Annotated in this window: 6 protein-coding genes; 4 read left to right on the plus strand and 2 right to left on the minus strand. The window is 75.7% G+C overall.

Annotated elements, in window-relative coordinates; all coding sequences use genetic code 11:
- Together B0E53_RS40245 and B0E53_RS26650 are read left to right on the plus strand one after the other, a co-directional pair.
- Nucleotides 1–549: ABC transporter ATP-binding protein (locus tag B0E53_RS40245; RefSeq protein WP_146167775.1), on the plus strand; the 549-nt coding region annotated here is incomplete at its 5' end.
- Entirely contained in the window at nucleotides 546–2,330 is a 1,785-nt protein-coding gene (locus B0E53_RS26650; protein WP_107078545.1) for an ABC transporter ATP-binding protein, read from the plus strand. The genes B0E53_RS40245 and B0E53_RS26650, both read left to right, overlap by 4 nt.
- On the opposite strand, the gene B0E53_RS26655 is transcribed toward B0E53_RS26650, so the two are convergent.
- Together B0E53_RS26655 and B0E53_RS26660 are read right to left on the minus strand one after the other, a co-directional pair.
- Complete coding sequence (locus B0E53_RS26655; RefSeq protein ID WP_107078546.1) at nucleotides 2,260–2,868, minus strand: response regulator transcription factor; 609 nt, start codon at nucleotides 2,866–2,868, stop codon at nucleotides 2,260–2,262. The two genes, B0E53_RS26650 and B0E53_RS26655, sit on opposite strands and share 71 nt — an antisense overlap.
- A gap of 115 nt (nucleotides 2,869–2,983) precedes the next feature.
- Entirely contained in the window at nucleotides 2,984–3,610 is a 627-nt protein-coding gene (locus B0E53_RS26660; protein ID WP_168215413.1) for a response regulator transcription factor, read from the minus strand.
- Between the two features lie 297 nt (nucleotides 3,611–3,907).
- Here B0E53_RS26660 and B0E53_RS26665 point away from each other — a divergent pair, with 297 nt between their 5' ends.
- Entirely contained in the window at nucleotides 3,908–8,275 is a 4,368-nt protein-coding gene (locus B0E53_RS26665; protein ID WP_107078548.1) for a peptidoglycan-binding protein, read from the plus strand.
- A 28-nt stretch (nucleotides 8,276–8,303) separates the two neighbouring features.
- The coding region (locus tag B0E53_RS26670; RefSeq protein ID WP_146167776.1) for a DUF6603 domain-containing protein at nucleotides 8,304–11,659 on the plus strand (3,356 nt) is incomplete at its 3' end.

Consider the following 11,659-nt stretch of genomic DNA (forward strand, 5'->3'; position numbering starts at 1 on the left):
GCCGCCGTCGCCGGCCGGCTGCGCGACCCGGACGCCGGGGAGGTGCGGCTGGACGGGACGCCACTGCCCGACCTGTCGGCGGCGGCGCTCCACGCGGCGGTCGGCTACGGGTTCGAACGGCCCGTGCTGGTCGGCGAGACGGTGGGCGCCGCGGTCGGGTGCGGAGCCGACCCGGCGCCGGTGGCCCGGGCCGCGGCCATCCACGACTTCGTCGAGCGGCTGCCCCACCGGTACGGCACGCCGCTGGCCGAGGTCGCCATGTCGGGCGGGGAACGCCAGCGGCTCGGCCTCGCCCGCGCGCTGCGGGCCGAGCGTCTGCTCATCCTCGACGACGCCACGTCCAGCCTGGACACGGTGACCGAGTACCGGGTGAACCGGGCGCTGACCGACCGGGCGGACCGGCGTACCCGGGTGGTGGTGAGCCACCGGGTCGGCACGGCCGCCCGGGCCGATCTGGTGGCCTGGGTGGCGGCCGGACGGATCCGCGCGGTCGGTCCGCACGCCGTGCTGTGGGACGACCCCGGCTACCGGGCGGTGTTCCGCTCGTGACCACGGTCGGTGCGGTGACCCGGGCCGCGCTGCGGGCACGGCGGGCCGCGCTCGTGCGGCTGGCGGGGTGGTCGGTGGCCGAGGCGTTGCCGGCGGCGCTGACCGGGCTGCTGACCGCGCGGGCCGTGGACGCCGGCTTCCTGGCCGGGCGCCCGGCGGTCGGGCTGCTCTGGCTGGGGCTGCTGGCGGCCGCCGTGCTGGTCGGCGCCGTGGGCACCAACCGGGCGTACGCGTGCCTCGGCGACGTGGTCGAGCCGTTCCGCGACGACCTGCTGCGCCGGGTGGTGGCCGGTGCGCTGGCCGGCGCGACGGGCGGCCGGATCGACGACGCCGCGGTCGGCCGCCTGACCCACCAGGTGGAGATCGTCCGGGACACCTGGGCCGGCCTGCTGACGGTGGTCCGCGGCTTCCTCTTCGCCGCCTGCGCCGCGATCGTCGGGCTGTTCTCCCTCGCCGCCCCCGTCGCCCTGCTGGTCACCGTGCCGGTGCTGGCCGGTCTCGGCCTGTTCGCGGCCGCCGTGCCCGCGATGATCGCCCGCCAGCGGGAGTACGTGCTCGCCGACGAGCGCCTCACCCGGGTCGCGGTCAGCGCGATCGCCGGCCACCGCGACGTCTCCGTGAGCGGCGCGCGGGAGCAGGTCACCCGCTGGGTGGGCCGGCACGTTGACGCGCAGGCGCGGGTGGAGCGGCGGCTGGCCGCCATGGCCGTCACCCGTGGCCTGAGCCTGGCCGTCGGTGGCTGGCTGCCGGTGCCGGTGGTCGTGCTCGCCACCCCGTGGCTGGTCCGGCAGGGCCTCGGGCCGGGCGCGGTGCTGGGCGCCCTGGTCTACGTCGTCCGCGGGGTGCAACCCGCCCTGCACACCCTCGTCCAGGGCGTGGCCGCCGGGGGGCTGCGGTTCACCGTCACCCTGGACCGGCTCCTGCGTACCGGCGTCGCGGTGGCCGGCGAGACCGCGCCGGACAGCGGGGCGCCGCCCGCGCGATCGGACCCGCCGGCGCTGTCCCTGCGCGGCGTGACGTTCCGGTACGGGCCGCACGCCGACCCGGTGCTCGACGGCTTCGACCTCGACGTGCCCGACGGCGACCACCTGGTGGTGGTGGGTGCCAGCGGGATCGGCAAGTCCACCCTGGCCGCGGTGATCGCCGGGGTGCTGCGTCCGCAGGCCGGCACGGTCGAGGTGGGCGGGACCCCGGTGGCCGGTGCGACGGCCGCCGAGCTGGCGCGGCGGCGGGTGCTGATCCCGCAGGAGGCCTACGTCTTCACCGGCAGCGTCCGGGACAACCTCCGCTACCTGCGGCCCGACCTGGCGGACCCGGCGATCGTCCGGGCGGCGGCCCGGCTGGGCCTGTCCGAGCTGGTGGACCGGCTCGGCGGCCTGGACGCCGCGCTGCGCCCGGCCGGCCTGTCCGCCGGGGAGCGCCAGCAACTTGCGCTGCTGCGCGCCTGGCTCTCGCCGGCGCCCCTGGTGATCCTCGACGAGGCCACCTGCCACCTCGACCCGGCCACCGAGGCGCGACTGGAGACCGCGTTCGCCGAGCGGGCCGGCACGCTCGTGGTGATCGCACACCGGGTCAGTTCGGCGCTGCGCGCCCGCCGGGTGCTAATGCTCGACGGCCGGCACGCGCTGCTCGACAGCCACCCGGGGCTGCTGGCCCGGTCGGCCGCGTACCGGGAGTTGGTGGGCTACTGGGAGGCCGGGACGGACCCGGTCAGATCCAGCCCGACTCCCGGGCGATCCGCACCGCTTCCAGCCGGGTCCGCGCGCCGGTCTTCGCCATGATCCGGGAGAGATGGTTGCGTACCGTCCCCGCCGAGACCGACAGCTTCTCGGCGATGTCCCGGACCGGATGTCCCTCGGCGGCCACGTCGAGCACCTCCCGCTCGCGGGACGTCAGCGGGCTGTCGGCGCCCTCCAGCGCCGCCACCACCAGGTCCGGGTCGAGCACCACCTGACCGCGGGCGAGCAGGCGCACGCCCTCGGCGATCCGCTGCGGGGGCACGTCCCGGCTGAGGAAGCCGACGCGCCGCCCGTGCTCGGCGAGCACCGGGCGGGCCCGGGCGGCGCGGCGCCGTTCCACCAGGACCAGCAGCCGCCCGCCGCCGTCGGGGTGGCCGGCGGCGATCCGAGCGAGCTGGTGCAGGGGTACGAGGTCGGCGTCGACGACGGCGACGTCCGGACGGTCGTCCCGCAGCGCCTCACGCAAGGCGTGCAACGTGGCCGCCTCGCCGACGACGTCGATGTCACCCTCGGCGTCCAGCAGATGGGCGAGGGCCCCCCGGACCAGTCGACCTTTGAGCGCGAGCAGCGTGCGGACCATGGCGACTCCCGGACATGACCCCCCGATCCTGACCTGACGTGCACGTCTGATGACGCACCGTCGGGAACTTAATCGAAGGTGACCGTTGCGCAACACCCCTGTGATGCGCGTGTCGTCAGATCCAGCACGCGTCCCTGGCCCGCTCGACCGCCTCCCAGCGGTTCCGCGCGCCGGTCTTGCGCAACAGGCTGGACACGTGGTTGCGCACGGTGCCCGGCGCGAGGTGGAGCAGCTTCGCGATCTCCCCGGTCCGCAGCCCCTCCGCCGCCGCCGCGGCCACCTCGCGCTCCCGTTCGCTGAGCGGGTTCACCGCGGCGTCGAGGGCGGCGAGCGCCGTCAAGGGGTCGATCATGCGCTGTCCGCGGGTGACCGCCCGCAACAGCTCGACCAGTTCCTCCGGCGGCACGTCGGTGGCGACGACCCCGCGGACCCGGGCGCCGAGGGCCCGGCGCAACACCCGGGCGGTGCGGCGGGCGGTCAGCACGACGACGGCACACCCGTCGGCATCCGGTCCGGTGACCACGGCGGGGTCGTCCACCGCGTCGAGGTCGACCAGCAGCAGCTCGGGACGGCAGGCGGCGAGCAGCGCCGGCACGCTCCCGGCCGGCTCCGTCTCGCCGACCACCTCGAAGTCCGGGGTGGCAGCGAGGACCGCGACCACGGCGGTCCGCAGCAGTCCCGGCTCCGCGACCACCGCCACCCGCACCGGCGCGCAAACCATCCCGTCCCGTAGGTCGCCCACCCGGAACACTTTGCCCGAAAGGCCGGCGGATAGTCGAGTTCGGTCAGGGATGCGCCGGCGGCCGGCGGTCCTAGCCTGCCCCGGCCGCGCGGGACAAGCGGTCGTCGGGTCTCCGTCAGTGAAACGACCTGAGTGGACGTTCAGCCTGGACGGTCGGGCGGGCCCACCCGTCGTCGGCCCGATGGTTGTCATCCGGCACGGCCGAACCTTCGCGCTGTTGCGCCAGTGGTCCAGCGGTCACGCGGTGACTTCAATCAAGGTCGGAACGAACACCGGCCGTGGGTGAAGGGACACCGCATGACCGCTCCGACCGGCCTGCCCCTCGTGCTCTGCGGCCCGATCGTGCGCCGCGTCGACCCGACCAGCGTCACCGTCTTCGTCGCCCTGCGCGCCGAGTGCACGGTGACGCTGACCGTCTTCGGGCTCGGCGCCGCTCCCGGATACACCCGGGGCGCCACCGTCGGCACCGGAAGCCGGGCCACCGTCAAGCTCGCCGACCGGCTGCACGTGGCCGCCGTGACCGTGACCGGGGTGACCCTCGCGCCGGGCACCCTGTACGGCTACGACCTGGCGTTCGCCGGCGCGACGAGCGCGGGCAGCCTGTTCGACCCCGACGTGGTGGCCGCCACCGCCGCGGCCGCCCGCACGGCGCTCACCTACCAGGGCCACCCGCAGGCGCCGGCCGCCGTGCCGGCCGTGCCCACCTTCGTCACCCCGCCGACCGACCCGAACCAGCTGCGGATCTTCCACGGCTCGTGCCGCAAGCCGCACGGCGAGGGCCAGGACGCCTTCCCCGTCCTCGACCCGATCATCGCGGCCGCCGGCGGAGACCCGGCCCACCGCCCGCACCAGCTCGTCCTCGGCGGCGACCAGATCTACGCCGACGACGTGGCCGACCCGCTGCTGGCGATCATCCACGGCCACGACGCGCTGCCGGCCGTCGGCAGCGACCCGGCGGTCCCCGCCTACCAGGGGGTGGCGGCGCGGCTGGGGCTGGCCCCGGAGGCGATGCCGGTCGGCACCAGCTCGCCGCCGACCGACCTGACGTACCTGCCGGGCAAGCGGGCCACCGCCGTGGGCCGGGACGCGAAGTTCACCTCGGGCGCCGCCGACAGCCACCTCATGTCGCTGCGCGAGTACCTGTGCATGTACCTGCTGGCCTGGTCGGACGTGCTCTGGCCGGCGAGCTGGCCGACCTTCGAGCACGTGCTGCCCGCGGACACCCGGATCCTCAAGGACCCGCAGGGCCGCCGGCCCGGCGAGACGGTGTACGACCTGATGCGCGCCGGCCGGGCGTACTCGCCGAGCGCCCAGCAGAAGGAGATCATCGAGCGCTGGGAGCGGTGGCAGCGGCAGGCCCTCGCGCTCACCGGCTTCCGGGCCGGCCTGGCCGCGGTGCGCCGGCAGCTCGCCAACGTGACGACGTACATGGTCGCCGACGACCACGAGGTCACCGACGACTGGAACATGACCCGGTCCTGGGTGACCGACGCGGTGGTCGACTCCGCGCTCGGCCGGCGGATCGTGCGCAACGCGATGGCCGCCTTCGTGGTCTTCCAGGCCTGGGGCAACACGCCGGACCGGTTCGCCGAGAGCGGCGCCGCCGGTGAGGCCGGCCGGGCCGCGCTCACCGCGCTGCGGGGCTGGTCGGCCGCGCCGAACGACGCCGACGACCTGGCCCTGCGCACCCGGTTGGGGTTGCCCACCGGGGTCACCCCGGAGGGGAAGCTGGCCCGCCCGGCCGGCGCGCTGACCTACCACTACACGGTGACCTGGCCGCGGTACCAGCTGATCGCGTTGGACACCCGGACCTGGCGGCAGTACCCGGGCGGCCCCGGCCACCCCGGCGGGCTGCTGCTGGACGACAACCCGCTCGACGAGATGCTCACCGGCGGCGGGGTGCTCGGCGACGACGCCGTCACCGTGGTCGCCCAGCCGGTGGCGCTGTTCGGCGTGCCGATCCTGGAACAGTTCGCCCAGCCCCTGGCCATGGCGACCGCGGGGCGGTGGACCGCCGACGCCGAGGACGCCTGGGTGGCCAGCGACGCCGCCGTCCACAAGGTGCTGGCCCGGCTGTTCGCCGCCGCGCCGCCCGGCCCGGACGGGGTACGCCGCCGGCGGCTGGTGCTGCTGGGCGGGGACATCCACTTCGGCTCGGCCGAGCGGATCCGCTACTCGGCGACGCTCCCCTACGCCTGCGGGCCGGACCGGGCGAAGCCGTACGAGGGGCTCAACCGCACCGAGGGCGTGCTCGCCGGCTTCGTGTCCAGCGCGTTCCGCAACGAGGACATGGCGACCCGGGCGCTGCACGACGTCGGCTACGTGCCGCTGCTCGACGTGACCGGCCGCATCGACCTGGTCGGCTGGGCCAACGAGCTGCCCGACAAGGAGGGCCAGCGGATGCAGGCCGGCGTGCGGGTGACCGTCGGCGCCGACGACACCACCGGCTGGTGGGTCTCCGGCCGGCCGTCGGTCAGCGACTACGACGCCCTCAAGGTCCTCAACCGGCAGCCCGAGTGGAACGTCGCCGTGCAGTTCCTCCGGCACGACGAGGCCGACCCGGAGGTCCGCCGCGACGGCATCCCCGAAGCGGTGGTGGACCCGGCCGGGCTGCCCCGCGACCAGGCGCTCGCCCAGTACCTGGCGGCGGCCCGCAACCTGGATCACTACAAGGGTTCCTGGGGCAACGGCAAGGAGATCGTCGGACGCAACAACCTCGGCGAGATCACCTTCAGCTGGCCGGCCGGCGAGTGCAAGACCGCCACCCAGCGGCTCTGGTGGCACCTGCCCGGCGAGAACCGGGCCGCCGCGCTCACCACGTACACGGTGGACCTGTCGTTCGGCTGCTCGCTGACCACCCCGGCCCCGTACGGCGGGTTCGTGCTGCGCGCCGGCGACCAGGACGCCGCCGGCGCCGCGCTCGCCCGCTACGACGGGGTGGAGCGGCCGGCGAAGCTGGTCACCGAGCGCTGGGTGAGCCGGCTCCAGCAGGACCTGGCCACGCTGGGCTTCCGCACCCCCGGGGCGGTCGACGGCACGTACGGCCTGATCACCTACTGGGCGGTGCGGGAGTTCCAGGCGTACGCCCGGCGGGAGCGGGCGGCCGTCGAGCCGGCCGGCGCCACCGCGCCCCGGTGGTCGGACCGGCTGCAACCGGTCGACGTGCCGGAGGCCGAGCGCTACCTCGGTCCGGTCAGCGGGGTTGCCGACCTGGCCACCCAGGTCGCGATCAAGCACTGGCTGGACAAGCGCTGGCGCTGCCCCGTGGTGGTGGAGTCCTGGCAGGTCGCCGGGGACACCCCGCAGCGGCTGGCGCAGCCGAACGTCTGGCTCTTCGACGAGGTGACCGCCACCGACCAGCGGCTCTACTCGCGGGTGGTGACCGGCCGGCCGGCCGGCGCCGGCGGTCCCCCGCCCGGGCACCCGGAGCTGATCCGGCTCGGCGCGTACCGGGGACACGCCACCGACGCCGAGTGGAGCGGGCCGGTGCTCGACCCGGAGTCGGAGCTGCTGCCGGAGGCGCTGCTGCCCCGGCCGCAGGACCACGACACCGGCCCCACCCTGAGCACGCTGGCCGCGGCCGTGGCGGCCGGCGGCGACCCCGGCGCCCGCGCCGCCCGGCAGCTCTCCAGCTTCAAGGTGCTCCGCGCGGTCGCCGAGAACCGGGTGCCCGACGCGGCCGGCGGCTGGTTCGACGCCGTCGCGGCCGACGACCCGGCGGTGCTCCGGTTCGGCCCGTTCGGCTGGCGGGCGGACGGGCCGCGGACCGCGCCCACCACGCTGCCCCCGGCGCTGGACATCGGCGCCGAGCCGGGCGAGATGTGGGCGTACCTGGCGTTCCTGCGGGCCACCGACCGGGACGCGTACGACGCCCTCGGCGGCCTCGGCGGGATCAACGCGGTGCCCGGCTGGGGCAAGGACGGCGGTGGACTGCTCCACCCGGAGCTGCGCGTGCTGCGGGCCCGGCCGGCGGAGACCGACTCGACCGGCGCGGCCCGCGAGTCGGTGGGCACCACCCTGGAGCTGCTCGGGCTGCGCTCCTGGCACTGGATGCACCGCTACGCGCTGGCCCTGCGCGGCCACGACGGGGTGCGCCGGGGACTGTGGACGCCCGCCCGGCAGCGGCTGCACGACCTGCTCGTCACCGACTGGGACTCGCCGGACCCGGCGGCCACCCCCACCGTGCCCGGGGTGACCGGCGCCGACGGCCAGCCCCGCCGGGCCCGGATCGGCGACGTGTTCACCTCCGAACGGTCGGTCGCCCTGCTCGCCTGCTGGCAGCAGTACCGGGCGCACCAGCTGGTCGCGGTCGGCCCGCCCGCCTCGGTGGGCGAGAAGCCGGAGTTCCGCACCCGGCCCCGGGCCGCCAGCGAGCTGCACACCGTGCTGACCCGGGCGAAGGCGCTCGGCCCGGACTTCAGCGGCCCGCCGACCGGGTGGACCGACGCGCACGAGACCGCGCTGATCACCGCCGTCCGGCAGGTGGTGAGCGCCGACGCGCCGGTGGCCGCCGCGCTCGGCACGCTGGTCGGCTGGCCGACCTGGCCGGCCGGGCACCGCTACACGCTGCCCGTCACGGCGCTGCCCGCGGGCGAGCGGACCCTCTCGGCCGCCCGCGGCTCGCTGCGGTTGGACCTGAGCGACCTGCCGCGGGTGACGGCATGACCCGCGGTACGCAAGGACGGGAGCTGCGATGACCGAGGCGAAGAACGTCCTCGCCCTGCTCTGGGACGAGATCCGGCTGTTCGCCGAGCCGGTGCTGGCCGCCTGGGACCCCTGGCGGCGGGCCCGGCTGATGCGGGCGCTCGGCTGGGACCTGGAGGCGGTCAGCGGCTTCGACGCCGCCCGCTTCGAGGAGTGGGCGGCCACCGTGGGGGACGCCCTCGAGGCGATCTCGGTGGTCCGCAACGACGCCAAGCTCGACACCATCGACGGGCTGACCAGGCTGGGCGAGGCGGTCGGCGGCGTGGTCGGCAAGATCGGCGACCTGCCCACGGTGAAGAACGGCCTACCGGACGTGCCGGGGCTGGCCGAGGAACTGGCCGACGACCTGGTCGACCTGCTGGTGCTGACCTACCTGCTGCGCCGCGCGCCCTGGGTGGTGCCGGTGCTCGACCTGCTCGGCCTGGTCGACCCGGCGGCCGCCAACCCGCCCAGCGCCCCGATGCCGCCGGGCGACTCGCCGGTCCGGCTACCGAAGCGGCGCGACGAGCTGCACCTGGACCGGGTGGTCGACCTGGTCCGCGACCCCGGCGCCTACTTCACCCAGCGGTACGCGCCGCAGGGCCTGGACACCCCCGAGGGGGTGGCCGAGCTGTCCGCCCGGCTGCTGCCCCGGCTGGCCCGGGCACTGCGGGCCCTCGGCCTCGACGCCGACCAGGGCGTCCGCCCCGACCTCGGGCCCGACCAGGGCGAGGCCGGCCGGCGCCTGGCGGACAGCCTGCTGCGGCTGCGGTTCAGCGGCCTGCGCACCCCCGACGGCACCCCGCCGCCCGGCGCCGGGCTGGCGCCCTGGAGCCCCACCTTCGGCATCGGGGTCACCCTCGGCCTGGCCAGTTGGGACGGCCGGTTCACGGTGATCCTCGCCCCGACCGGCGAGGCGCGCCTGGAGGGGGCCATCGGGAAGTGGACGGTCGCCACCGAGCTGAGCGGCGCCGGACCGGCGCTGGCGATCAACAGCGCGGGCGTGACGTTCAGCGGCGACGCCGCGGTGCTGAAATGGGCGGCCGAGGTCGCCCGGATCGCCCCGGCCGGGCAGCCCGGCTGGATCCTCGGCTCCCCCGGCGGCACCCACCTCGCCATCGAGCAGCTGGTCATCGGCGGCCGGGCCAGCCTCGGTGCCGGCCGCGACGACGTCGAGCTGAGCATCCGCGCCGGCCGGGCGGAGCTGGTCGTCCGGGCCGGCGACGGCGACGGCCTGCTGGCCAAGCTGCTCCCCGCCGACGGGCTGCGGGTCGGCCTGGACCTCGGGCTGGCCTGGTCGATGCGGGGCGGGCTGCACCTGTCCGGGGCGGCCGCGCTCGCCGCCGAGTACCCGGTGCACCTGTCCTGGCACGGCCTGGGCATCGAGGGCCTGCGGATCGCGCTGGAGGCGTCCACCGCCACCCGGGCGCTGAGCCTCACCCTGACCACCACGGTCCGGGCCACGTTGGGCCCGCTGCACGCCGTGGTGCAGAACATCGGCGTCGCGGCCGACCTGACGTTCCCGCCCGCGCTGCCGGCCGAGTCCGGCGACGGAGCCACCGCCGGCAACCTCGGCGCGGCCGACCTGCGCCCCCGGTTCAAGGGGCCGGACGGTGTCGGGCTGCGGATGGACAACGGCATCGTCTCGGGCGGCGGCTACCTCTTCGTCGACGAGGCCCGCGGCATGTACGCCGGGGTGCTCCAGCTCGGCATGACCTCCACCACGCCGCTGGCCCCCATGAAGGGTTTCCGGCTCCAGGCCACCGCGATCCTGAACACCCGCAACCCGGACGGCAGTCGGCTCACCGAGGCCGACGGCGCGCACACCTTCTCGCTGCTGCTGGCCGGCACGTACGAGTGGTTCCCCGGGCTCATGCTGTTCTGGGGCATCTCCATCACCGGGCTCGGCCTGGTCGTCGGCTGGAACCGGCGGACCAACCCGGAGGAGGTGCGCAACGCCGCCCGCGCCGGCACCCTGGACGCCCTGCTCTTCCCGGCGGACCCGGTCGGCAACGCGCCCGCGGTCATCGCCACGCTGAGCCGGATCTTCCCGGTCGACACCACCGGCACCGTGCTCGGCGCGATGGTCCGGCTCAACTTCCTCGCCGGCCAGGTCGTCGCCGACCTCGCGGTGCTGGTCGAGTTCCCCGACCCGGTGCGCATCCTGCTGCTCGGCAAGCTGGTCATCGACTTCAAGGACGCCGGGAAGTTCCGGCTCGACTCGGCCGGCATCGTGGACTTCGCCAAGCGGGAGATCAGCGTCGACGCCGCGCTGATCGACTCGAAGCTGTTCGGCCGGCCGGTCTCCGGGGAGATGGCGCTGCGGGCCCGGTGGGGCGCCGGCAGCACCTTCGCCGTCTCCATCGGCGGCTTCCACCCGCGTTACAACCCGCCGCCGGGCTTCCCGCCGGTCAAGCGGTTCGGCATCGCCCTGCAGAAGTCCGGCAAGGGGTTGAACCTGACCGCGTACCTCGCGGTGACCAGCAACACCGCCCAGTTCGGCGCGGAGCTGAAGCTGCACTTCGAGGGCGGCGGGTTCGTCATCGACGGCCGCGCCTGGCTGGACGTGATGTTCCAGTTCAAGCCGTTCTGGTTCAGCGCCGAGATCGGCGCGACGGTGTCGCTGAAGTTCAAGGACAAGGAACTGCTGGCCGTCAACCTGCTGGTCGCGATCAGCGGTCCCGGCCCGTGGAAGGCGTGGGGCGAGGCACGCATCAAGTTCCTGTTCTGGGAGGTGTCGGCGAAGTTCAGCTGGACCGACGGGGACACCGCCGCGGCCGACGAGCCCACGTCCGTCGACGCCGGGGAGGCGCTGCGCGCGGCGCTGTCCGCCCCGGATGCCTGGGAGGTCCGGCCGGCCATCACCGCCGGCGAGCCGGTCACCCTGCGCGACCTGGCCGGCTGGAGCGGCCCCGTGCTGCTGCAACCGGGCGCCCTGCTCTCGGTCCGGGAGAACGTGCTGCCGCTGGACACCGACCTGTCCCGGATGGGCACCTCGCGGATCAGCGGCCCGAACCGGTTCACCCTGACCGGTGTGAGCGTGGGCGCCGGCGACGACAAGCTGGCCGGCGCGCTCGGCGATCCGGTCGAGGACGACTTCGCCCCCGGACAGTTCCGCGGCCTCTCGCCCGAGGAGCAGCTCACCACCCCCGGGTTCGTCCGCCTGGCGGCCGGCCGCACGGTGGCGCTGCCCGACGGCACGGCGCTGCCCGACAGGTCGCTCACCACGTTCGCCGCGCTGAGCGACGACTCGGCGTACGACCGGATCGTCATCGACGACCCGGACGCCGCCGGCCGGCCGCTGCCCGCGGCGCGCGGCCTGGCCGCGACCGGCGGCGGTGACCTGCTGGCCCGGTTCGCGGCCAC

It is taken from the genome of Micromonospora sp. MH33 (assembly GCF_003013775.1).
Lineage (GTDB): Bacteria > Actinomycetota > Actinomycetes > Mycobacteriales > Micromonosporaceae > Micromonospora > Micromonospora fulviviridis.